Below are 22524 nucleotides of genomic sequence, written 5' to 3'. Positions count from 1 at the left end.
TGAAATATAAATTCCATAGTGGCGCCCTGAATATAGTCCAGGGAGCCTTTACTGACATGTCATACAGCACTCTGCGTGGGCGTTCCCCCGCGCCTGTTCGACTGCTTGCGTCGGCAGCAACAATCAGCCTGATTCCGGTGGCCTTGATGGTGCCGATGGCGGCCCTTGCGCAGACGGTTCCGCAAGAGACCATTGTGGTCAATGGCCATAATGACGCTCAGACAATCGCACCAGGCATCACCCCGCTGACTGCTGTACAGCCAACCTCGATCATCTCGGCCGATTTCATCGCAAAAAACCTTCCACCCTCGGGCAATTATGACGAAGCGATCAAGTTCAGTCCTTCAGTGTTTGACACGGCGCCGAACGGGCCAGGCCTTGCGGAAAGCCAGAACATTTCGATCCGTGGGTTCCAGGACGGCCAGTTCAACGTCACGTTCGACGGCATTCCCTGGGGCGACGCGAATGATTTCACCCATCACACCACCAGCTATTTCATGGCCCATGACCTGGGGCAGATCACCGTCGACCGCGGCCCCGGCACGGCCGCGACCATCGGCAATGCCACGTTCGGCGGCACCGTCTACACGCTGTCCAAGGCGCCCGAGGACACGTTTAGTGTCAGCCCCTATGTGTCCTATGGCAGTTTCAACACTTTCGATGCGGGCGTTGAACTGAACACGGGCAAGCTCAACAGTTCGGGCACGCGCATCTTCGTTGATGCCGAAACGCTCAGTTCAGATGGCTATCTCACCTGGGAGCGTCAGCGGCGGCAGAACATCTATGGCAAGCTGGTTCAGCCGATCGGCGGCAATTTTACCTTCACGGTCGTGGGAATGTACAATCACGTCCACCAGAACATTTCACTGGGCGCGACTCAGGCTCAGCTTGCGCAGTCTGGGCCGAATTTTGGTCTCTCGAACGATCCGACAAACCAGAATTACTATGGATATAATGCTGATTTCATCAAGACAAATTTCGAATATGGCGATCTCGCAGGTAGTTGGGGTGATGGCTGGTCCATCGACAGCAAGATCTATTCGTATGCCTATATCCACACGGGCCTGAACGGAGAAGATCCTAATGGTGAATATCCCAATCAGGTGGTGACAGTATCAGGAGGACCGCAAATTTCAGGCGTCCCCGGACAGTTGCTTGTTAATGATTATCGATCGATCGGCACTATCACCCGTCTAACGAAGAAGATGCCCTTCGGGGATATCCAAAGCGGTCTGTGGTACGATCATCAGACCAATTATCGTCATCTAAACGAAGTCATCATGTCCAATGGATTGATGGCTAATCTGGATGATAGTGGCAACAGCGCAACTGGCGACCCGGGTACCGGGGCCATCAACGGCATCGACCGGGACCTGCATCAAACCTTGCAGACTTTGCAGCCCTATCTGCAAGTGAATGTCAAACCACTTTCCGGCCTGACGCTGACACCCGGCGTCCGCTATTCCTGGTTTCAGCGCGATGTGAACGCGATCGTCAATGTAAAATACCCCGCCTCGGCTGATTACAGCAATACCTTCCATTCCTGGCTGCCCAGCTTTGAAGGCCGATATGAGATCAATCCCCACTGGTCGACCTATGCGCAGGTGGCCAAGGGCTTCCTGGCACCCAACGAGAATTATTTTAACTATTCGAATCCAGCCTCGACAAACTACCAGCCGGAAACGACCTGGAACTACCAGATCGGCACCACCTGGCAGAAGAATGGCCTCTCATTAGCGCTCGACGCTTATATGATCGACTTCTCGAATCTGATTGCCTCGATTGGCAGTGTCGGTGGTTTGCCAATATATGGGAACCTTGGAGGCGTGCATTACCGAGGCATTGAGGGCGAAGCGACCGTGCCCTTGGGCAAAGGCTTCAGCGCTTATGTTAACGGATCGATTAATTCGGCTCTCAGCACTGCGACGAATACCTGGGTTCCCAATGCGCCGAAGGGCACCGCAGCTGGAGGGCTGATCTACAGCCATAATGGTCTTTATGCATCGATTCTGGCTAAATGGGTTGGGGCCCGCTATGGGGATACTGGCGATACGCAGTATTTGGGAGCCTATGCAACCGCCGATATCTCACTCGGTCTTGATCTCGATCGGCTTGTGCGAAAAGCGTATGGCGCCAAACTCAAACTGAACATCCAGAACGTAACGAACAGCACCAAAATTATCAATCTTGCTGGTTACACGGTTGGGGCGGGAACCCCTTTGTACTGGACGAATGCAGGTCGTAGCGTGTTTGCTACTCTCGAATTGAAAATTAAATAATTATACATGAATTTATTGCCGAATACCGCAAGGGTGAGCCTGAGTGGTATTCGGTCAATTATTTCTGAATTTTCTGTAATTCATCAGTTGCACGCAATTTTTGGTACAATCGAGCGTTGGTTCGCCGCAAGGTGACGATGCCGACGGCCAGCAGGGGCAGGGCGCTGATGGCGATGGAGAGATCGCCCCGCCAGCGGTAAAGCAGCACGCCCAGCACGCCGCCAAGCAGGAAGGCGCCGATGGTGCCCACATGCAGGCGCAACCTGACCCATGTTCTGAGGCGATCTTCTCTCCCCTCGCTGCCGCGATCGCGGGCGATCAGGCGGGCCAGGCCGATCCCGACGTCGGTGGCCATGCCGGAGATATGAGTGGTGCGGACACGAGCGTCGGAAATATGGGTGACGATGGCATTTTGCAGACCCATAAGAAAGCTGAGGCCAAGGATGAGGCAGGCAATGCGCTCCGCAGCGGCCAGCAGCGGCGCGGCTACGCCCAGCACCGCCAGCAGCCCCGCCTCCACCAGCACGACATGGGCATAGATCGTGGCGATCTTCAGGCGCAAGCCGGTCTCGATGGCCAGGGAAGACAGGGCTGACCCGGCAATGAACGTGGCCACCACGGCCAGATAGAACAGTCCGTGTCCCCATTGGCCAAGCGCGATCAGGCTGGAAAGGGTGGAGACATTGCCGGTCATGTTGCCGGCAAAGAAGCCGACGGCGTGATAGGCGGCGGCGTTCAGGCTGCCAGCAACGCCTGCCAGAATGAAGGCCAGGCGGCGATCAAGCCTTGGGTCGCGGGCTTCGCCGCGCTGAATCAACACGGGAAACGATCTCCTTTCATGGGTAGAGTGGGCCATACAGCAACGGAAAGACAGGAAGAATTGAATATCGCCTGCAATTCTGGGAGTCTGTCTGGAAATTCGGTCATGCCGAATGTGCGGCACCGGCTCTGAAATCATCAATCCTGTTCCGGGTGTCGCTGGGTATGCTCTCTGGAAAACGCGGTGATATTTTCATGGTCTTCCTTCGGTTGGGGCTGACCTCCTTCGGCGGCCCGGTCGCGCATCTGGCCTATTTCCATCGCGAGTTTGTTCTCCGCCGCAAATGGCTGTCCGAGGAGGCCTATGGTGAACTGGTCGGACTGGGCCAGTTCCTGCCCGGACCGGCATCGAGCCAGGTGGGTTTCGCAATCGGCCTGACGCGCGGGGGCTGGCTGGGCGGCCTTGCCGCCTGGACGGCTTTCACCCTGCCTTCAGCGCTGGCCATGCTGCTTCTGGCCGGTTGGGTTGACCGCATGACCGGCCCTTTGGCCTTGCGCGCCCTTCATGGCCTGAAGCTGGTGGCCATCCCGATCGTGGCTCAGGCGGTGATCGATATGGCAGGCAAACTGGCGCCCGATCTCACCCGGCGACTGGTGGCTCTTGCGGCGGCCGTGCTGATGCTGCTGGTGGCCGCGCCGGCGATGCAGATCTGGATCATCCTGTGCGGCGGCGTTCTGGGCGCGTGGCTCTGCCGTGAGCGCGCCAACCCACCGGTATGCGGCGAGGGGTGGCGCCCGACGCCAGGCGGCGGCGCCATGTGCTTGCTTGCTTTCGGCGCTCTTTTCATTGTGCTTCCGATGGCGGCATCAGGCCATGATGTTCTGGCCATCGCAGCCATGTTCTACAGAAGCGGGGCTCTGGTTTTCGGCGGTGGGCATGTCGTGCTGCCGCTGCTGCGCGCGGGGCTTGTGCCACATTGGATGGGGGATGCCCCTTTCCTGGCGGGATATGGAGCGGCCCAGGCCATGCCGGGGCCGCTCTTCACGCTGGCCGCCTATCTGGGGGCGCTTTCCTTGCCTTCGTCTCCTGTCGCCGGCGGGCTGGTCGCTTTGGTCGCTCTGTCGCTGCCCGGGCTGCTGCTGATGGCCGGAGTCTTGCCCTTTCATGCCCGATTGCGCGGGCAGCGTGTGGCGCAGGGCATTGTGGCCGGGGTGAACGCCGCCGTTATGGGGCTTCTGGCGGCAGCGCTTTATACCCCGCTGTGGACCGGCGGGATTGTCGATGGGGGCGATGTTGCGATTGCGGGATCTGGCCTGGCCTTGTTGATGGTCTGGCGCTGGCCGCCGCTTGCTGTCGTTCTGGCCACTGTCGCTTTTTCCGTTGTGCGGAATCAGGTCATGTGAAGCGTTGGAGGCGATGATGGCGCGTTATGGCCCTGTTGTTTGGAAGATATTCAGATTATATTGTTGATAATGATTTTCAATCGGAGATAGAGATGATTTTGATTTTCACTATCTCTGATATTTTCCATTTTAGTCATCGTATTATATCGAGTCAAAAGGACAAATATTGTCATTTTGTAATTATTCCGAAGGTATGATTTCTGCTAACCGCCGCCCGTCAATCCGGGGGTCGAGGATATGGTGCGCAAGGCATTGATGGGGAAAGCTGCGCAAGGGGGACCTCTCATCAGGAAGCTCGCCATGGCATGCATGGGGTGTGCCCTGCTCGCCGCGCAGCCCGCCAAGGCGGCGCCCGAGGAAATTCAGGTCTATATGGATGAGATGGACAAGCCGGGCCATTTCGGCCTCGATACCCATCTCAACTATGTGACCGATGGGACCTATACCGACGACTATCCCGGCCAGCAGCAAGCACTGCACCGGCTGCGGATCACCCCCGAATTCTCCTATGGCATCACGCCCAATGTCGAGGCTGGCCTCTATCTGCCGCTGGCCACACTGGATGGACAGGGGCGGCTCGATCCGGGCGGGGTGAAGGCCAGGCTCAAATTCATCGCCCCGCGTGCCGAAGGGCAGGCCTGGTGGTGGGGCGCCAATTTCGAGATCGGCCATGTGAACCACAAGCTCGACGTCAATCCGTGGAATGCTGAGCTGAAGGGCATTGTCGGCACCCGCCTCAACAAATGGACGCTGGCCGAGAATGCCAATGTTGATTTCGTGGTTTCGGGCCCGCAGCCGCATTCGCCCGAGGTCGAGTTCGACACCAAACTGGCCTATGCCATGACCAAGGCTGTCTCGCTGGGTGTTGAAAGCTACAATGGCACCGGCAGCTTCGCGCATTTCGGCGCCGTGGGAGAAAGCGACCAGTCGATCTTTGCCGTGGCGGACATCGATCTGGGCCATTGGGCGCTCAATTTCGGGCTCGGTCGCGGATATGGCACAAATCCCGACCATATGATCGTGAAGGCGATCGTCAGCCTGCCGCTCGAACGCATACTGGGCCGACGGGATGCGGCGGACTGACGCTGGTTGTCGCGCTGGTCCTGAAGGGAAGATGTGATGTCAAAACGTGATGTTGCGCAATGGGATGACGACGCCGTCGATCCGGAGGCCAAGGCGCGGGCCGCCTCGCGCAGCACCTGGGTCAGCGTGGCGGTCAACACCTGCCTGTCCGCGCTCCAGGTGCTGGTCGGCTTGCTGTCGGGATCGGCGGGCCTGATTGCCGATGGGGTGCATTCCCTGTCCGATCTGGTGGCCGATTTTCTGGTACTCTTCGTCTCCGCCCATTCCAGGTCCGATCCTGACGAGCGCCATCCTTACGGGCATCACCGCTTCGAGAACGCCGCCTCGCTGGCTCTGGGGATGCTGCTGCTGATCGTGGGGGCGGGCATGGTCTGGACCGCAGCGGTCAAGATCGGACACCACACCGCCATTCCCAGGGTCGAGATGTCGGCGCTCTATGTCGCCGGGGCGGCGCTGGTCTCGAAGGAATTGCTGTTCCGCTACATGCTCGGCGTGGCCCAGCGGGTCCGTTCGGCGATGCTGGTGGCCAATGCCTGGCACGCCCGTTCGGATGCGGCCTCATCGCTGGTGGTGGGGGTTGGCATTGTCGGCAATCTGGCTGGCTATCCCTTTCTCGATCCCGTGGCGGCGCTGGTGGTGGGCTGCATGGTGCTCAAGATGGGCTGGAGCTTCGGTTGGGAGGCGCTGCATGACCTCATGGATCAGGCTGCCGACGACGAGCAGGTCGAGGCCATTCGCGTGACGCTTCTGGCGGCGCCGGGCGTGCGGGGCTGCCACAATCTGCGCACGCGCAAAATGGGGGACCTGGTGGCCATCGATGTCCACCTCGATATCGACGCGGAGCTGACTGTCGAGGCGGCCCATGACATCGTTCACCGCGCCGAGGATGCCGTTCGCGCGCAGCATCCCGTGCTGAGCCTGATGGCGCATATCGATCCCTGGCGCCCGCAGGCGCCAAGTATCCAAAAATCCTGAGAATTCGGGTCAACAGAAAGAGAATTCGATGCGCAAATGGCACCGTTGGTTGAGTCTGTTTTTTGGTGTCTTCATGCTCTGGATGTCGGTCACAGGCGTGCTGAGCCAGATTGTCCCTCTAACCCAGAGCCGACCGGATGAGGGCAAAGGCACTCCGGTCCAGCTTTCGAAGCTGCAACCTGCATTCGTCTGCCCGGTCGATGTGAGCTGCCGCCCCAAGCAGCCGAAGGGTGGTGGCAACGTTGTGGGCCTGCTGCACCATCTGCATTCGGGCGAAACCTTCGGCCCGCTGGGCGTTCTGGTTTCCACGCTGACCGGCTTTGCCCTGATGTTCTTCTCGATCTCGGGCATCTGGCTCTATGTCCAGATGTGGCGCTTTCGCAAAGCGCGCGATCTGGCACCCCGCTGGCTCTGGAAATGAGGTGAGGGGGGCAACCACCGGGGTTGCCCTCCGCTCCGGGCTGACCAGTCAGGACGCTGCGTGGAAAAGATGCCCGGCCAAGGCTGTGATGACCATGGCCACCGTGCCGAAGATGACAACGCGCGTCACGCCGGGAAGGATCGGCGCGCCACCGGCTTTGGCCCCCACCGCGCCCAGCAGGGCCAGCATGGCAATGGTCACCAGCATGATCGCGGTCAGAACATGGGGGCCGGGCAGCAACAGGGCGACGAGGAGCGGCGCCAGACCGCCTGTGACGAATGAGCAGGCGGAAGCCGCCGCCGCCTGAAGGGGATTGGCTGTGCTCGCTTCGGTGATGCCCAGTTCATCGCGCATATGCGCTTCAAGCGCATCGTTTCGCATCAGGGCGCTGGCGACCTGACCGGCCAGCGCGTCGTCGAGCCCGCGCTGCTTGTAGATGGCCTTCAATTCCGCTGCTTCCTGAAGAGGGTGCCGCTTCAACTCCCGCGCTTCCCGGCGCCGGTCGGCGGCTTCGGTGTCTGCCTGGCTTGAGACGGAAACGAACTCGCCCGCTGCCATCGACATGGCACCGGCGACAATGCCCGCCACGCCGGTCAGCACCAGTTGCCCCGGCGCCACTGCGGCGGCGGCGACGCCGCTCATCAGGCTGCCGGTCGAGAGCAGGCCATCATTGGCGCCCAGCACCGCCGCGCGCAGCCAGCCGATGCGGTTGACGTAATGGCCTTCGCCCGCTCCATCGGCGGCAGGCAAGGTCAGGGCGCTGGTGTCGGACTGGGTCAAGCTGATCCTCCTCTGGGCGGTCATTAACGTTGAAAGAGGCCAGGTTCAGGATCGTTCCGCCGCGCCGGTACTCAGCCTTGCAGGCATTCCATGGGCGATCGTCCAAAGCGTCCTGTCAACGGCACGAAACGCGTCGGGCACAGGCGACTATGGCGGAATTCGCGAGAGGACTGCCGCTCGGTCAATACCAGATGTTCGTCCCCCTGCATCGGGCCAATCGGCATCACCAGCCTGCCGCCGATCCGCAAGGCCGAGCACAGGGCAGCGGGCACCTCGCGCGCCCCGGCTGCCACCACGATGGCGTCGAAGCGCTCTTCCTCGAACAGGCCGAGTGCGGCGCCGTCGCCGGCCATGACATCGATGTTGGCAAAGCCCAGCCTGCGCAGGCGTTCACCGGAAAACCGCGCATGGGGCTCGAGAATTTCGACGGATGTGACATGCCGGGCCATCCCGGAAAGCACCGCTGCCTGATAGCCTGATCCCGTGCCGACATCCAGCACGTCGCCGCCACGCGGATCTGCGGCAGCAGCCAACACGGCGACCATTTCGGGATGAGAGATGGTCTGCCCCAGACCGATGTCGTGAGGCATCGGCAGATAGGCGATGTCCTCGATCCAGGGGCAGATGAACTTTTCACGTTCCACCTGTGCCATGGCGCTAAGAGCCCGATCGACAGCAGCGCGGCCAAGGGTGCCGGTCAGCCTCTCCAAGCGCTCGCGCAGGGCTTCCATCATGGCTGCGCGCTGCCCCGCAAAACTTTCCGGCGCCCAGGCCAGCCAATCGGCCGGGGCATCCTCATGCCATGACGGGGTGGGCGCATCGCGCGCCCTCTGCGCCCGCAATGCCGCTATCGTTTCGGCCAGGTACCCCAATTTGCCCCCTCACTCTTCCCCATACGCCGCCGGATCAGCCCCCATTTTTCCGATCTCACGCGGCAACCCTGTTTATTGCCCTATCAGGGCTTCATTCAGAATGTGCGCCTTGGTTGCCTCGTAAGCACCCTCAACATGGGCAAGGACGTGGCCTTCACGATCCACCACCAGCACGGCGATCTGGGTGCCGCTGGTGCCGAAGGCCCGGGCAAAAGCCTCGCTGTCACCGAAGAGCGGCGCCAGATGGTTCCGCTCGGCGGCGGAAGGGTGCTTGCCTTTCATCCCCGAGACGATCATGCTGCGGATGATCGGATTGCTGACGCCCACAACTGGGATTTCCAGCCAGTCCTGCCGGTTCCCGCTCAATCCCAGACTGGCCTCCCATTGTGCCAGCCCCGCCTGATCGGCATGGCGAAAGGCCAGCAGCACCAGCGTATGCGGGGCGGGAAGATCGCGCGGCAGCGAAAGGCTGGTTCCTCCAAGCGTCCTCACGGAAAGTGGCGCCAGATCCCCGGCCCAACTGGAGGATACAGCCAGCACAAGACCCGCAGGCAAGGCCAAGCCCCGAACAATGAACCGCCATCCCCGCATTCTCACCGGCCTCCGATCCGGGGCGACCGGCTCATCGAGAAGGCCCCCTGTGACCAGACGCCGCCATGCCCCGCTTCCCCCAGTCGCGGGGCCCGGCATCAGGCTTTTGTGTTCAGAAGTGGCGGGTCACCGCTACCTTGACCGACAGCGGCTGCTGGGGCGTGTATTGGGCCTGCGCCGCGCGAAAGGGATTGCCATAGGCAAAGACATTGCCGCGCCGATCCAGCGGATTGCTGATCGAGATGGCAAGCGTGGTGCGCGGCCAGGTCCAGTTGCTTTCGATCAGGCTGTCGAGCACCCGCCCCATGGCGCGGTCGAGCTGCGGCTGGAAACTCAGGCGAGCCGGCCCCGTGTAGCGCAGCGAAAGGCGCAGCAGGCCCGGCACCTGACCAATGCGGATTTGTCGTTCCACGGCTCCGCGCAGCGTATAGTCGGGGATGGATGGCAGGCGGGTGTCCGCCAGAGCCAGCCCCAGTACATTGTTGGCAAGATGGGCCGATTGGGCGGTGCCCCCCAGGGACAGGCGCCAGGAGGCATGGATCGGCAGGGAGAGGGAGACCTCGCTGCCGATGATCTTCGCGTCTCCTGCCGTGCGCGTTTCGATCAGTCCATTTGCCAGCAGCATGTCGGATTGAAGGTCTTCCCACCAATCGTAGAAGGCGCCCAGTTCCAGCTGGCCGCCTCCAGCCCATTCCTCGCGCCACCCGGCGGCGATGGTTGCGATGTTGTCCCCCGGATAGGGATGGATCTGGCCATTGCTCTCGAAATTCAGGCCGCCTTGCCGGAAGGCGGAATCATAACGCAGATAGACGGTTCGGCCACTCTGCGGGCGCCATGTCAGCCCGGCGGAGGGGGTGATCCCGAAGCGGGTGGTTTCCAGCCTGGCCTGGGTCGACGCGCTGGCGCGTGTCACATCGAGCGCGCTGCGAAACAGCCGACCGCCGCCCTCAAGCGTCAAACTGGCCGTCAAGGAAAGCGAGGCATCGAGATAGAGGCCCGTATCGGTCGCCGTGCGCCGCGATGTGTCGATGGTCAGCCCGCCACCGCCATCGCCGCTGCCATCGAGTGCGTCGAGCGTGCGCTCCTCATGCTCCCCGGCCAGCACATAGGACAGGCCCGCCAGCCAGCGGATCGAGCCAAGCTCGCCGTTGAAGCGGACCTCGCTGTCCCAGACGTGATAATGCCGGTCATCGGTGAAGGCGCCCGGATCGGCGAGGCCGAAGGATTGGGCGCCCACCGTCGCATCGAGGCGATCGCGCACCTCCTGCCACGACAGGCCCGAGACGATCACCGCATCGACCGCGCCGATATGCCCTTCGGCCCTGATCGCGCCATGGTAGAGGTCATTGTCATGGGGTTCGGGCATTTGTGCAGGGCGCGACAGGCTGCCGGGCGTGTAGACATACTGGCTGTCACGGGCGTCGATATGCTGGACCAGACCGCTGACATCGATGCGCCAGCCGCCGCGCGTCTCGATGCCCAGCGTTGCCCTTTCGCCGGAGACCAGCGTGTCGTTGCTGTCTTTGCGGGGGCCGGTGTCGATCCAGCCGGGCTCCTGGCTGGCATAGGCCACCAGGCGCAGGCCGATGCTGCCCTTGACCACCGGCAGGTTGAGGGTGGCCGAACCGCTGGGCCCCACGCCGCCCGACGCGATGGCGCTTACCCCGGCGGTCGCGCTGGCGGAAAAGCTGTCGACCTCGGCACGGCGGGTGACGATGTGATAGATGCCGCCCAGCGCCCCCGTGCCATAGAGCGAGCCCTGCGGCCCCTTGAGCAGTTCCACACGGTCCACATCGATCAGGCGCAGATCCGGGTCGGGCGCCGCATAGGTCACGCGCGTGTCGTCGATCATCACCGCCACGGTGGACTGGCTTGTGCCGTTGAAGGGGCTGTCGGCCACGCCGCGCAGGAACATGCGGTTGCGCCCCGGCCCCAGCGCGGTCATCGTCAGCCCGTCAAGGTTGGCGGCGATGGTCCCGGTGGCGCTCTGCGCGTCATGGGCCTGCGCGTCGGACAGGCGCAGAACCGAGACCGCGCGTGACATGTCACGCAGGGCGATGGGTTGCTTGGCTGCCGTCACGATGATCGGATCGCGCGCCAGGGTGGCAGGCGCCAGAGCCTCGGCGATGCGGGTGCGCGTGCGGGGCGCCGCCTCGATCCGCCAGAGCGAGGGGCCTAGCGCGACCGCGCTGGTGCCGGTTCCGCGCAGCATGCGCGCAAGCGCCTGACGGACGCTGGCGGCGTTCCGGCAGGGCTGTGTCCGCACATCGGGCAGCACGCCATCGGTGCCGATCGAGATCCCCGTCTGGCGCGCGAGTTCGGCCAGCGCTGCCCGCAAGGGACCGGCAGGCACGTTGATGGCAGAGTCGTGGCTTTGGGGTGGGGCCTGCCCGGCCTTAGCGCTGCCGCAGGGACAGGCGGCCGCCAGCCCCGCGCACAAGATCCAGCCCCATGAGCCGGGCAAGATCACGCGCTGTCTTCTGTCCCTCACCGACTGTCAAAACCCCCGAAAACCGCCGTCCGCGCAAGTCGGGGGGCAGGTCCACATGGATGCCACCATAGCGCTCCAGATCCTGCGCGACCAGTGTCAGCGGCGTATCGTCATAGAACAATTGCCCGTGCCGCCATGTGCCCACGGCCTGTTGGTCGAGCGGCTCCACCTGCGCGTGGGATGAGGCATGATCGTAGACCAGCGCGTGGCCGCCTGACACCGGCACCGTATGCTCCAGCTCCGGCGCGGTAACCGAGACGCTGCCCTGCGCTACAGCCACCCGCACGCTGTCTCCATCGGTTTGGACATCGAAGCGTGTGCCGATATCGCGCAGTTCAAGAGGTCCGGCGGCGATGGTCATGGTCCGTGCCGGATCATGGCGTATGTCGAAATAGGCGCCGCCGGAAAGGCGCATGGCCTGCCCCGTCGTCTGCCCCGCCATGTCGCCGATATCGATCTGGCTATGGGGGGCCAGCTCGATGCTCGATCCATCCTTGAGGGCGATCTGGCGCGACGTGTCCCCGGTGACATAATGACTGGAGGCCGGTTTCGGCCCACTGGGCAGGTTGAGAGCAAGGGCCAGGACTGCGGCAGCCGCCGCCCCCGCGCCAGCCCACAGGCCCCAGCGGCGGGGGCGCTCTGGACGTTGGTCGCTTGCCCGGCCGGCACGCAAAGCCTCACGATTGCCCAGAAGCATCGCGTCCGCCCGCGCGATCTCATCATAGCGAGTCCGGTGTTCGGGGGTTTCTTCCAGCCAGCGGGTGAAAGCATCCCAGTCCATGTCGTCGCGCATGCTGGCGACATGCCAGTGCGCCGCCTGATCGATGATGGTCTGCTTCGCGGTCATGACGATTGCTCCCCTGGCGTCTTGCCTCCGCTGTGTGGTTCCGCCCCTTCAGACGCCGCCGCGCCCAGCAACCCGCAGTCGAGGAGCTTGGCACGCAGATGTTTCATGGCCAGAGCAAGATGCTTTTCCACCCCGCTCAGGCTGATTCCCATGATTTTGGCCACTTCTGGCTGGCTATGTTCTTCGAGGCGGTAGAGATGCAAAGCCTGGCGCGCGCCGGGTGGCAGCGAGGCCATCGCCCGCGTCAGCATCAGCGTCTCCTGCGCTTTGGCCAACTGCGCTTCGGCATCCGGTGCCGGGTCGGGCCTTGCTTCCGGCAGCGGCGAGGACGGGACCTCCTCGTCGATCCATGCCCGATCCCGCGCCATGCCGCGCTGGCGCGATCTGGCATGATCGAGCACGAGATTGTTGGCCATGCGAAAGAGATAGGCCCGCCCGTCGCTGACCGGCCCCGAGGGCCGCGCGCCCACCTTGATCCACAGGTCCTGAAAGAGATCCTCGGCCAGATCGGCGTCGCCGCTGCGCGCGGCTAGAAAGCGGCGCAGTTCGCCGGCATGGCGATGGTAGAGCGCGGCCAGCCCATTGTCCGGGCCGGCTCGCGCCATGTCATCGGCTGCGTCGTCGGGATCGGTCAGCATGCCGGCCTCTTTCATCGTCTCACACCGTGGCTCTTACCAGAATACCATGGATCGAGCGCGTGATGGAGCAGGGCATGGTGACAATCTGCTCGCGCGCAAAGCCGCCCTCCATCAGGGCGCTGACAAGTTCCTCCTCGTCGAAGAGGCGATGCGTGCCATGGCGGGTGAAGGCCCAGCGCCCCATCGCGGCGCGATGGGTGACATAGGCAATCAGGCGGCCGCCGGGGCGCAGCATACGCCGCAGATCGCCGACCATCACACCCTGGCTGTCACAGAAATAGAGCATGTTGAGAGCCAGCACCGCGTCAAACTGACCGGCGATAAAGGGCAAGGCGCCCACCTGCCCCAGATGAAGCGTGACGTGGTGGAGATGAGGCGGCTTGCGATAGTGGCCAAGGCGCGCCTCCGCCCGGCGCAGCATGGTGGGTGACCAGTCCACACAATCGATCTGGCAGGTTGATCGGTGCAGGAGTTGTTCGGCGGCAGCGCCCGTGCCGCACCCGGCATCGAGCACCCTTTCATGCGGGCCCGGGGCGAGCAGGTCCAGCGCAAGGCGTGTCGGCTTGCGGTTTGCCATATCCATCACGGCACCGGTCAGGCGGCCCCCAAATCCCGTGGGATGCAGGAGCTGCCGGCCAAGAGCGCGTGCCATGCCTGTCATAAGCGCCCGCTCAGCCCACCTTTGCCAACAGGGCCTGCACCTCGCGGCGTCGCCCGGCATCCCAGGCCGGGCGACTGGGGTCATGAGGTGCACGCAGAGCCTTTTGGAGGGCAGCGCGTGCGCCTGCGTCGTCCCCTTGCGCATGCAGGAAATCGCCCCAGAAGTAATTGGCATCGAGGCCGCCCGGATCGATTGCCAACCCCTCAAGCAGCAGGCGCCGGGCCAGATGCTTGTCGCCAAAGCCGATCGGGGAGCCGGGAACCTTGTAGTAGAGGACGCCAAGGCTCATCGCCGCGCCGCCATGGCCCGCGCGCGGATCGATCTTGTAGGCCCGCTCGATCAGATCCTTCGCGCGCGTGGCGAGGGACAGCTTGTGGAAGATGTTGGCGCGATTGGCTTCCTCGCTCACCACGATCCCTTCCCACAGCAACGGCTCGGCCTGCCCGGGATTATGGGCGACCAGATCGGCGGCGCGCTGATCCAGCTGGGCCAGTGCCACGGTCTGGTGGCTCGATCCGTTCATGTCATAGGTGATATGGGCCCAACCGTCGTTGATGCCTTTGACCTGTGCCGCCAGATCGGGGGCGGCGCCTGCCGAACCGGCCAGAGTGAGGAGCAGTCCTCCCAGAGTGGCAAGATGTCGTTTCATGATGGCGTCCTTGGGTGTGGATCAGGAAAACTCGGCTCGCAGGCGGCGCAATTGCGGAGCGATGCCGCGATCGATCATCCGGGGGGCAATGGCATTGATCAGGCTGAAGAGGCCTTCCATCCGCCCGACCGTGACATGAGCAGCACCCGACCGGATCGCCTCGGCTATGCGGGCAGCAACATGGTCAGGGCTGTCGGCTGTCATGCCCGCCACGGTCAGGAAGCGGTTGACGAGGCTGTTGTTGAAGGCGGTGCGCGCCGCGCGCGGGGCAATATGGGTGACGGTGACACCGCTGCCGTCCAGCTCGCGCCGCAAGGCCTGGCTCAGCGCGGCAAGACCCGCCTTGCTGCTGGAATAGGCGGCAAACCATGGATAGGGGATGGCGCCGAGCACCGAGCCGACATTGACGATCTGCCCTGACCCGCGCGCCCGCATCGGCCCGGCGACGGCCTGGGCCAGAACGGCGGGCACGAGAAGGTTGATGCGATAGCACAGGGCAAGCTGCGCCGGATCCTGCTTTTCGTGCAGCCCGAAGGCAAGCACCCCGGCCAGATTGATCAGCATGTCGGGCGTCTCCGCCGCCAGCGTTCTGGCCAGCTGGGTCAGGGCGATGTCATCGCCCAGATCGGTCAGCCAGTTGACATGGGCGGCCGGGCAACGGAGCCGGTCCACATTGGTGACATGGGCGCCCAGATCATCGAGCAGCTGGGCCAGCGGCAGGCCGATGCCGCCCGCGCCGCCGGTCAGCACGATCCGCTTGCCCTCAAGCCGGTTCATGCGCCGCCTCCAGATCGATCGAGGCAAAGACACCGGCAAACAGGCCGAACATCGCCCGTGCCATGGTGATGATGGCCTGCCTGTCATCCTCACCAGGCAAGGCATCGACCAGATCGGCGAAGAAACGCATGTGATCCTGATCGAGCGCGCCATGCGAGGTGAGGTAGGTGAAGGCTTCCGGCGGCAGGGCGAGGCGGTCGGCCAGCGCGTTGGCGCCGCGCTGGGCCAGCGCCACGCTGACGCTTTCCAGCACATAGACCATACCGAAGAAGCAGACCGGATTACCGGAGGCGATCTGGTCATAGGCGTGCTGGACCATGGCATGGGTGGCCGCAGCGGGCTGGCTGTGACGAGCCCCATCGGCATTGCCGCCCGCTGCCGCGATGTCGGACAGGATCCATTCCTCATGCCCCGTTTCCTCGGCGATATAGTCATCGAGCGCGCTGACGAGTTCGGGGCGATGGGGCAGGCGGGCCCGCGCGGCGCGCATCAGCGGCACGGTGTGGCGCACATGGTGGTAGGCCTGCGTGAGATAGGCGATGTAGGCGCCAAGGCTGACCTCGCCCGCCAGCCCCGCGTGCACCTGCGGCGTGGAGAGAAAGGCGATCCGCTCGCGAACGGTGTCTGCCTCCAGCCTTGTTGAGAAACGCGGCTCGCCGTCAATCCACAGGGCGGAGATGGCTTTGCGGCGCAGGCGTCCGTTGCCGGTGAGGAGCCCGTTCATCGGTGTGAAATGGGCGACCTCGCGCCATTGCACCACATGGGCATAGGTCGGCAGCTGGCTGTTGGCCCGGGCGACCGCCGCGCCGAGATCCGCCCGGGGGTGGGCTGGAACCAGCAGCGCCTGCAAGGCGGGCAGGCCATCGCCATAGACCATGGCCTGCATGATGTCGGGCTCGGCCAGCAGCGCTTCCTCGACCCATTCGGGCGAGATGTTGCGACCGTGGCTGGTGATCAGCAGGTTGGATTTGCGGCCCTCGATCCACAGGCGCCCGGCCTCGTCGATGTGGCCGATGTCGCCGGTGGGGTAGGGGCAGGCTGGCGGCGCTTCGCCAATTGCGCCCAGACACAGGGGGCCCTCCAGCATGACCTCGCCATCCTGCGCCAGATGGACCCGCATATGGCCCAGCGCTTGCCCCACCGAGCCTGCGCCATCGGCCTGCGCGCCTTCCAGCGCCACCACCGACGCCGCTTCGGTCAGCCCATAGCCTTGCCGCAACGGCAGGCCGAGCGCCCTTGCGCGGGCCAGCAGCTCGGGCGCCACGCGCGCGCCGCCCACCGCCAGAATGGTGAGGTCGGGGAGGCGCAACCCCGTCGCCTCCATTACCCGGACCAGCCCGGCCAGATATTCGGGCACCAGAATGGTCGAGGTGATCCGCCATGCTGCCATGGCGCGCGCCATGACGTCGAAATCGGGGCGGAAGGGATCAGCGAGCCCCACCAGAGCCTGTGGCGGGCAGACATAGGTGCCGCCCGCCAGCAAGGTGGCGAACAGCCCGGCCACCGTCTCGAGCAGGATGCCCGGTGGCAAAAGCGCCAGATGGCGGCCGGCGTGATGGTCGCCGACGGCAGCCACCACCGAGGCTGCCACCTCCATCATATGGTCGGCGGAGAGGCAGATGCCCTTTGGCGTGCCGGTGGACCCGGAGGTGAAGGTGATGCGCGCCGTGCCCTCCGGCAGGCTGGGGGCAGTCGGAATAGCGCCGCCGCTGGGCGCATCGGACAGGCTCGCACCACAGGTCGCGATGGCATGAATGCGCTGCGCATCGGTAAAGAAGGAGGGGAGCGAAAGCACCGGAACGCCCGATTGCAGCAGCGCCAGCTCAAGCGCCACGGCCTCGGGCCCGTGGTCGCGCTGGAAGGCAATCGGTTGGCCGGACGGCGTGGCCTGGGCCAAAGCGTGGCGCAAGGTTTCGATCTGCCCACGCAGATCGCCGCGCGAGATGAGCGGCGCCGTGATCGGGTCGAGTGCCGGCGCCATGCCATCGGCGGCGGTGTGGCGATCCATCGCCTCAAACAGCGCGCTCATGCCGCGCGCACCTGATGGCGAGGTGCCATGAAGTCTGCGATCGCCTGTTGGGCTTTGGCGATCTCGCCCAGGCATACCTGTGGCGCAAGGTCGTAATAGGCGCCCCAGGCTCCGCTCTCTGGTGGCAGGCGGTGAGGCTCGGCCTCCCCTAGCACCTGAAAGGGAATGCCCACACGCCTGAACATGCGGCGCAGCGGCAGCGTCAGTGTTGCCACGGCAAGGTCGCAGTCTTGTGCCAGATCGTTGGAAACAGTCCCCCAGAGCGCGATCATGGACAGGGCGTTATCGGCCGCGAAATTGCCGATTTCCACGATGCTTTCGCGCGTGACCTGGCGGCCGAGCGCGGCGCTGGCGAGGCTTTCGATGGGTTCGTCGAGATAGCATTCGAGAAACAGCCTTTGGCCCGCAGCACGCCGAAAGCCCAAAGCCGCCTTGCAAGGCGTGGTTCCATGGCCGCGATAGGCCTCGAAGCTGGGCACCAGATCCGCGCCGAAGGACTGGGCGTAGCGCCGACGGATCATCTCAAAAGCTGGGCAACCGATCATATGCGCTCCTGCAAGCTTGCAGGATAGACGTCGCGGCCCGATGGCTCCCTCAGTGGCCGGGGCGCGATGGGCATCATTTCTCGTGCTAGACGGGCGCAACCACCATCCGCGTTTCGGCCAGCAGTTGTTCTGCCCGCGTTTCGGCGAGGGTGCGCTCGTACCCCCAGGTCATGGCCATGCCGAGCCGGTCGGCATTGTCGAGCGGCGGGGTTACCATGTCGCCGACGCGGGCCATCATGGTGAAGCTGGCAGGTTCGTCGGCGGTGTCGGGTATGTCGAGATGGGTCAGTTGTCCAGCGCAAGGCGCGGCCAGCCAGCGGTTGGTGACATAATGGGCCCGGTCGACCGGAGGAGGCAGCTGCCCTTCGACATGGAGGGCAATCAGATCGGCATGGATCGACCGCTGCAATCCGGCGCTGACCATGCGGGCAATCCGCGCGCCGACCAGCCTTGGGTTGATCTCGACCAGCACCGGCCCGTCGCGCGTCAGCATCATCTCGATATGCGCCGCGCCATGGTCGAAGCCGATTGCGTCGAGCAGGGCAAAGGCGCTGGCCTCAAGCTGGGCGAACTGGCCCGCATTGGCGATGAAACATCCCCCGCGCATGGCAAAGGAGGGCGCCGCGAACATCAGCTTCTCGTTGACGCCCAGAAGGCGGTGTTCCCCCCGCGCCGTCATCGTGTCGAGCCCGACCAGTTGCCCCTCGATCAGCCGTTCCACGAGCATCTTGCCCCGCGCGGCCACGCCAAGCCCATAGTGGCCCGGCCCGGCGGCCACCAGATCGGCGAGTTGCCGCAAGGTGTCCAGATCGGCCTCATGGCGCAGGGCAAAGACATTCTGCGATCCGAAGCCGTCGGCCGGCTTGATGAGCGCGGGCAGGCCGATGGCGGCGACGGCTGCCAGCAGGGCTTCGGGCCCATCGGCTTCAAGGCAGGGGGGCTGTGGAAGGCCTTTGGCCTCAAGATGGCGGCGCACGGCGGCCTTGTCGCGCGCCAGCGTTGCGGTCCGGGGATTGAGATGGGCCAGCCCGAGCGCCTGGGCGATTTTCGCGCTTTCCACAATGCGCAGGTCTTGCAGGCAGAGCACGGCGGCGAAGGGATCGTCAGCGTGCCGCTCCAGCAGGTCGGCAATCACCCCGGGCAGCTCGAAGCCGGGCACGGGGATGATGGCGGCGTCCGCCAATTCGTGCGCCACCTCGCTCTGGGCGAGATAATGCGCAGGGTCGGCGGTGAGAAAGCTGACCTTGTGGCCCAGATTGCGCGCCGCCGCCAGGATGTCGGTGTCATTGCCGCCGGGCAGGTCGATGACCAGCAGATGGCTCACTGCGGCGTCTCCGCGATGCGCAGCCCCATGGCATAGGTCGCCGAGCGCGGGTTGTGGCCATGGCGGCGGCGGGTGCGGGCAAGGTCGGCAAAGCGGCTGAAGGCGCCGCCGCGCGCCACGCGATAGGTGCCGTGGAGTTCGACCAGATCGTCGCGCACCGGGGCGCCGCCGGGATAGGCGGCATAGGCATCGGCAACATATTCCTCGACATTGCCGCCCATGTCGCAAAGGCTGAAGGGCGATGCGCCTCCGACAAAAACGCCGACCGGCGATGTATCGAGCAAGCCGCATTCGGCGGTGTTGGCCAGAGCGGGGTCGAAATGCTCACCCCAGGGGAACTCGCGGCCCTGCGGCCCGGCGGCGGCATATTCCCACTCGGCCTCGGTGGGCAGGCGCATGGCGCGGCCGGTGCGTGCGCCGAGCCAGTCGCAATAGGCCTGCGCCGCGCGGGCCGTGACGGTATGGACCGGATGATTGGCTTTTTCCGCCGGATAGCGCCGGAAGGCCCAGCTGGTGGGGATCTCCTCGTCGCCGCTCTCCAGCAGGAACTGGCGATAGTCGGCATTGGTGACCGGATAGCGCGCCAACCGGTAGGGCGCGAGACGCAGCCGGTGGCGGGGCACTTCCTTCTCGATCCAGCTGCGCGACAGGCCCAGCCGCTCATGGCGGGCGAGCACCGCATCAACCTCGTCGGCGTCCAGGCCGATGGTGACGTCTCCGCCGGGGATGTCGATCATCTCGGGCGCGAGGGGATCGATGCGCGGGTCCCCGGCGAGTGCCAGCAGATTGCCTGCCGCGATGCGCCGCGCCAGATCGACCGCGCCATCCTCGATCAGTGCCAGCAGCGCGCCGGCCGGTTGTTGCCGCAACTCGGTCGTCGCCTGCGTCACCTCGGCCTGAAGCGGTGTCTCGACGAAATGGGCGGGCATGCCCAGCCTTTCGCGGTCGGTCATGCCCTGCTTGCCGCTGCAATCCCAACCGGCAAAGCGGGGAAGGTGCCAGCGCTGCGGGGCGTTCATGCCGCGTTCCTCGTGTCGGCGCGCACGGCAAAGGCGCAGAACCGCGCGACGCAGGCGCTCCACCCCATGTCAGCGAGGCGCGGGTCGAGTTTGCCGCCCGCGTCCCAGGCCTGACCCGCATGGGGCAGAGTGATCGCCTCGCCGAAGGGCACCGCGCCGACATAGGCTAGCAAGGAGCGCAGGGGCACCAGGCCCAGCGCGCCGCCGCTCCACCCCGGCGTGGCGCTGCATAGCAGCACCGGCTTGTCGAGGAAGACATTGGGCGCGGTCGGGTCCAGCCAGGGCAGGCGCGAGATCCAGTCGATGAGGTTCTTGAGAAAGGGCGTCATCAGTCCGTTATATTCGGGGCTCGCCAGCATGAAGGCGTCGGCCATGGCAAAGCGTCGGTGCAGCGCGGCCAGATGGTGGCGGATGGCCGGGTCCTGCTCGCAGACGGCGTCATAGAGCGGCAGGCGAATCTCCCCGGGCGCAAAGCGGTCGATGGCATGGCCGGTCGGCACATGGGCGGCCAGCTCTTCGAGCAGCCTTGCATTGAGCGAACCGGCGCGCTGGCTGCCGCACAGGAGCAGCAGGCGGCTCATGCGGCGTGCCTATGGTTCAGCTGGGCGCTGGCGCAGTCGGGCAGGGCAACGGCATGGATTGCGCCATCATAGCCGGCGGCGGCAAAGGCGCCGCTGGCCTCTTGCCAGCACAGCGCGGAAATGCCCGCCTTGCTGATCCGGCGCATGTCCATAAAGCGCATCGCCGCGCGGTCGAACAGGGCCACCGTGCCGCCATAGCTGCCCGAGGCGAGCCAGCGCCCGCAAGGGCTGGCGGCAAGGCATTTGACCGAATTGGGATGAGGGGTGAGATATGTGCTCTCGCCCTCGGGCAGCCACAGGCGCAGCATCCGGTCGCGCCCGACGGTGGCAAAACCGGCCGGGCCAGCGGGACCGGATGCCAGCGCGCAGGCGGCATTGGCGATGCGTGTGTGGGCCTTGGGCTGGCGGCGGGTCTCGGTCAGATCCTCCAGATCGTGCCAGGCAAGCGTGGTGTTGGCGCAAGCCGAGAACAGCGCGCCGCCGCCCACCGCCAGACTTTTGACCGCATTGGCGTGGGCGCTGATCGTGGCGACATGGGCGAAGCTGGGGGTGACGGCAAAGACGAGGATCTCGCCGGTGTAGGTGCCCACGGCGAGATGCTTTTCGCTCCGGCGCTGGAAGGCCGCGCCGCAGTTGAGCGGGGAATGGTGGCGGTGGAGCAGCGCGCCGCTGGCGCCGTCATAAAGCTCGCCCAGATGGCCGCCGGTGAACAGGCGCCCGTCGCAGACGGTCAGGAAATTGCACAGGCTGCCCATCTCGGCCAGGCAGATGCCGCCAAGCCGCAGCCGGCCCGCGTCGCCGATGGAGGCCAGACCCCGGGGCGTGTCGATCAGCGCATTGATCGCCTCGCCCGCTTCCACGCCCTCCAGATCCCAGAGGGCGGTCTCGGGATCGAAGCGCGCCCAGCTGCCGCCGAAGGTGCCCACCGCGATCCGCCCGTCGGGACAGACCGCCGCCGCGCGGGCCCAGATCTGCGCGGGCATGGTTTCGCGGGCGATCTCGCGCGGGGGCTGCCCCGGTGCCAGATCCCACACGGCCAGCGCCCGGTCATAGCCCAGCGTGACCAGCCGCGCGCCATCGCGCGCCAGCACCAGCTTCTTGATGCCCGCCTCATGGGCCGGAATGAAGATGGTCTCCTCGCCTGAGAGCAGAGCGATCCGCCCCGCATCATCGCCCGCCAGAATGCGGCCGTCCGGGGCGATGTCCACGCAGTCGCTGCGCACGCCAAGGTCGGTGACGGCAAGGCAGGCGCCGGTTTGCGCGTCCCACTGGCGCAAGGTGCCATCGACGCTGGAGGTGACGAAGCGGGCGTTGTCGATCCAGGCGAGCGAGAGGATGTTGCCCGTGTGGCCACGCATCTCGTGGCGCAGGGCGCCGCTGGCCGAGAACACCCGCACGATTCGGTCGAGCGCGCAGGTGGCCACCAGCGCGTCATCGGGCGAGAAGCGGGCCATATCCACATCGTCGCCATGGCCGCCCAGCACGGCGATCAGCCGCAGGTCGGGCAGGGACCAGATGCGCGCGCTGTAATCGCTGCTGGCGCTGACCAGATAGCGGCCGTCATGGCTGAAGGCGCAGGCATTGACGAGGTGGTCGTGGGCCGAGCGCGCCAGCGCCCGGCGTGAAGCCGCGTCCCAGAGAATGAGGCGATTGTCGTAACCGGCGCTGGCGATCCACGAGCCATGGGCCGCCACGCCCGCGATCGGGCCGACGTGATGCATGATGCTGGTTCCTGTGCGAGACCAAGGGACGAAACCGACGGAGGGGAGCTTGAGCCTCCGTCGAGGGAAATCTAGGCT

The 22524-nt window shown here is 64.8% G+C and carries 21 protein-coding genes; 5 read left to right on the top strand and 16 right to left on the bottom strand.

Annotated elements, in window-relative coordinates; all coding sequences use genetic code 11:
- Window positions 1-56 precede the first annotated feature (56 nt).
- The gene (locus SR3_RS08225) at window positions 57-2279 is read left to right on the top strand and encodes a TonB-dependent receptor (protein ID WP_084455204.1); all 2223 of its coding nucleotides are present in this window, start codon (window positions 57-59) and stop codon (window positions 2277-2279) included.
- Window positions 2280-2337: 58 nt separating this feature from the next.
- On the opposite strand, the gene SR3_RS08220 is transcribed toward SR3_RS08225, so the two are convergent.
- The gene (locus tag SR3_RS08220; RefSeq protein ID WP_245653826.1) at window positions 2338-3237 is read right to left on the bottom strand and encodes a YoaK family protein; all 900 of its coding nucleotides are present in this window, start codon (window positions 3235-3237) and stop codon (window positions 2338-2340) included.
- A gap of 56 nt (window positions 3238-3293) precedes the next feature.
- On the opposite strand from SR3_RS08220, the gene chrA reads away from it, so the two are divergent.
- The 4 genes from chrA to SR3_RS08200 all read left to right on the top strand — a co-directional run bounded on the left by chrA (window position 3294) and on the right by SR3_RS08200 (window position 6921).
- Window positions 3294-4442 (top strand): chromate efflux transporter, encoded by a 1149-nt coding sequence (chrA, locus tag SR3_RS08215; RefSeq protein ID WP_245653825.1) that lies wholly within the window; start codon window positions 3294-3296, stop codon window positions 4440-4442.
- A gap of 300 nt (window positions 4443-4742) precedes the next feature.
- Window positions 4743-5525: a hypothetical protein gene (locus SR3_RS08210; protein ID WP_068083552.1), complete on the top strand. Its 783-nt coding sequence runs from the start codon at window positions 4743-4745 to the stop codon at window positions 5523-5525.
- A gap of 36 nt (window positions 5526-5561) precedes the next feature.
- Window positions 5562-6500 (top strand): cation diffusion facilitator family transporter, encoded by a 939-nt coding sequence (locus SR3_RS08205; RefSeq protein WP_068083550.1) that lies wholly within the window; start codon window positions 5562-5564, stop codon window positions 6498-6500.
- A gap of 28 nt (window positions 6501-6528) precedes the next feature.
- Complete coding sequence (locus SR3_RS08200) at window positions 6529-6921, top strand: PepSY-associated TM helix domain-containing protein (RefSeq protein ID WP_068083547.1); 393 nt, start codon at window positions 6529-6531, stop codon at window positions 6919-6921.
- Between the two features lie 48 nt (window positions 6922-6969).
- Here SR3_RS08200 and SR3_RS08195 read toward each other — a convergent pair whose 3' ends face one another.
- From SR3_RS08195 to SR3_RS08125, 15 genes are all read right to left on the bottom strand, one after another.
- Window positions 6970-7701: a VIT1/CCC1 transporter family protein gene (locus tag SR3_RS08195; RefSeq protein ID WP_245653824.1), complete on the bottom strand. Its 732-nt coding sequence runs from the start codon at window positions 7699-7701 to the stop codon at window positions 6970-6972.
- Window positions 7702-7772: 71 nt separating this feature from the next.
- Window positions 7773-8543: a protein-L-isoaspartate O-methyltransferase family protein gene (locus SR3_RS08190; RefSeq protein WP_068083544.1), complete on the bottom strand. Its 771-nt coding sequence runs from the start codon at window positions 8541-8543 to the stop codon at window positions 7773-7775.
- A gap of 102 nt (window positions 8544-8645) precedes the next feature.
- Entirely contained in the window at window positions 8646-9128 is a 483-nt protein-coding gene (locus SR3_RS08185) for a hypothetical protein (RefSeq protein ID WP_157098712.1), read from the bottom strand.
- A 148-nt stretch (window positions 9129-9276) separates the two neighbouring features.
- On the bottom strand, window positions 9277-11517 hold the full coding sequence (locus tag SR3_RS08180) for a TonB-dependent receptor (protein WP_281198711.1): 2241 nt from the start codon (window positions 11515-11517) through the stop codon (window positions 9277-9279).
- A gap of 43 nt (window positions 11518-11560) precedes the next feature.
- Window positions 11561-12502, bottom strand: a complete 942-nt coding sequence (locus SR3_RS08175) for a FecR family protein (protein ID WP_068083535.1) — start codon at window positions 12500-12502, stop codon at window positions 11561-11563.
- Window positions 12499-13140 carry an RNA polymerase sigma factor gene (locus tag SR3_RS08170; RefSeq protein WP_245653823.1) on the bottom strand — a complete coding sequence of 214 codons (642 nt, stop codon included), beginning with the start codon at window positions 13138-13140 and terminating at the stop codon, window positions 12499-12501. Before SR3_RS08170 ends, SR3_RS08175 begins: the two co-directional genes overlap by 4 nt.
- A gap of 19 nt (window positions 13141-13159) precedes the next feature.
- Entirely contained in the window at window positions 13160-13723 is a 564-nt protein-coding gene (locus SR3_RS08165) for a class I SAM-dependent methyltransferase (protein WP_245653830.1), read from the bottom strand.
- Window positions 13724-13811: 88 nt separating this feature from the next.
- Window positions 13812-14450, bottom strand: a complete 639-nt coding sequence (locus tag SR3_RS08160) for a tetratricopeptide repeat protein (protein WP_068083532.1) — start codon at window positions 14448-14450, stop codon at window positions 13812-13814.
- A 21-nt stretch (window positions 14451-14471) separates the two neighbouring features.
- Window positions 14472-15227: an SDR family NAD(P)-dependent oxidoreductase gene (locus SR3_RS08155; RefSeq protein ID WP_068083529.1), complete on the bottom strand. Its 756-nt coding sequence runs from the start codon at window positions 15225-15227 to the stop codon at window positions 14472-14474.
- A complete protein-coding gene (locus SR3_RS08150) occupies window positions 15214-17256 on the bottom strand; it encodes an AMP-binding protein (protein WP_068083526.1) in 2043 nt (680 codons plus the stop codon). The genes SR3_RS08155 and SR3_RS08150 overlap by 14 nt, the downstream gene beginning before the upstream one ends.
- Window positions 17253-17801 (bottom strand): thermostable hemolysin, encoded by a 549-nt coding sequence (locus SR3_RS08145; protein ID WP_068083523.1) that lies wholly within the window; start codon window positions 17799-17801, stop codon window positions 17253-17255. Before SR3_RS08145 ends, SR3_RS08150 begins: the two co-directional genes overlap by 4 nt.
- Before the next feature lie 85 nt (window positions 17802-17886).
- Window positions 17887-19125 (bottom strand): ATP-grasp domain-containing protein, encoded by a 1239-nt coding sequence (locus tag SR3_RS08140; RefSeq protein ID WP_068083519.1) that lies wholly within the window; start codon window positions 19123-19125, stop codon window positions 17887-17889.
- On the bottom strand, window positions 19122-20144 hold the full coding sequence (locus tag SR3_RS08135) for a formylglycine-generating enzyme family protein (RefSeq protein ID WP_084455198.1): 1023 nt from the start codon (window positions 20142-20144) through the stop codon (window positions 19122-19124). Before SR3_RS08135 ends, SR3_RS08140 begins: the two co-directional genes overlap by 4 nt.
- Window positions 20141-20725 (bottom strand): NADPH-dependent FMN reductase, encoded by a 585-nt coding sequence (locus SR3_RS08130; protein WP_068083516.1) that lies wholly within the window; start codon window positions 20723-20725, stop codon window positions 20141-20143. The genes SR3_RS08135 and SR3_RS08130 overlap by 4 nt, the downstream gene beginning before the upstream one ends.
- Window positions 20722-22446 (bottom strand): WD40 repeat domain-containing protein, encoded by a 1725-nt coding sequence (locus SR3_RS08125; protein ID WP_068083513.1) that lies wholly within the window; start codon window positions 22444-22446, stop codon window positions 20722-20724. The genes SR3_RS08130 and SR3_RS08125 overlap by 4 nt, the downstream gene beginning before the upstream one ends.
- Window positions 22447-22524: the final 78 nt, after the last annotated feature.

Source organism: Novosphingobium rosa NBRC 15208 (genome assembly GCF_001598555.1).
In the GTDB taxonomy this organism is placed as follows: Bacteria; Pseudomonadota; Alphaproteobacteria; order Sphingomonadales; family Sphingomonadaceae; genus Novosphingobium; species Novosphingobium rosa.
The sequence above is the reverse complement of the archived record's forward strand: the minus strand, read 5'-3'. Positions and strand labels throughout refer to the sequence as shown.

Bases quoted from the DNA above. Each gene is read 5' to 3' on its own strand.
- SR3_RS08135 (WP_084455198.1), bottom strand. From the start codon at position 20,144: ATGAACGCCCCGCAGCGCTGGCACCTTCCCCGCTTTGCCGGTTGGGAT.
- SR3_RS08170 (WP_245653823.1), bottom strand. From the start codon at position 13,140: ATGCTGACCGATCCCGACGACGCAGCCGATGACATGGCGCGAGCCGGC.
- SR3_RS08150 (WP_068083526.1), bottom strand. From the start codon at position 17,256: ATGAGCGCGCTGTTTGAGGCGATGGATCGCCACACCGCCGCCGATGGC.
- SR3_RS08210 (WP_068083552.1), top strand. From the start codon at position 4,743: ATGGCATGCATGGGGTGTGCCCTGCTCGCCGCGCAGCCCGCCAAGGCG.
- chrA (WP_245653825.1), top strand. From the start codon at position 3,294: ATGGTCTTCCTTCGGTTGGGGCTGACCTCCTTCGGCGGCCCGGTCGCG.
- SR3_RS08155 (WP_068083529.1), bottom strand. From the start codon at position 15,227: ATGAACCGGCTTGAGGGCAAGCGGATCGTGCTGACCGGCGGCGCGGGC.
- SR3_RS08160 (WP_068083532.1), bottom strand. From the start codon at position 14,450: ATGAAACGACATCTTGCCACTCTGGGAGGACTGCTCCTCACTCTGGCC.
- SR3_RS08225 (WP_084455204.1), top strand. From the start codon at position 57: ATGTCATACAGCACTCTGCGTGGGCGTTCCCCCGCGCCTGTTCGACTG.
- SR3_RS08220 (WP_245653826.1), bottom strand. From the start codon at position 3,237: ATGATTTCAGAGCCGGTGCCGCACATTCGGCATGACCGAATTTCCAGA.
- SR3_RS08125 (WP_068083513.1), bottom strand. From the start codon at position 22,446: ATGCATCACGTCGGCCCGATCGCGGGCGTGGCGGCCCATGGCTCGTGG.
- SR3_RS08200 (WP_068083547.1), top strand. From the start codon at position 6,529: ATGCGCAAATGGCACCGTTGGTTGAGTCTGTTTTTTGGTGTCTTCATG.
- SR3_RS08165 (WP_245653830.1), bottom strand. From the start codon at position 13,723: ATGGATATGGCAAACCGCAAGCCGACACGCCTTGCGCTGGACCTGCTC.
- SR3_RS08145 (WP_068083523.1), bottom strand. From the start codon at position 17,801: ATGATCGGTTGCCCAGCTTTTGAGATGATCCGTCGGCGCTACGCCCAG.
- SR3_RS08175 (WP_068083535.1), bottom strand. From the start codon at position 12,502: ATGACCGCGAAGCAGACCATCATCGATCAGGCGGCGCACTGGCATGTC.
- SR3_RS08130 (WP_068083516.1), bottom strand. From the start codon at position 20,725: ATGAGCCGCCTGCTGCTCCTGTGCGGCAGCCAGCGCGCCGGTTCGCTC.
- SR3_RS08205 (WP_068083550.1), top strand. From the start codon at position 5,562: ATGTCAAAACGTGATGTTGCGCAATGGGATGACGACGCCGTCGATCCG.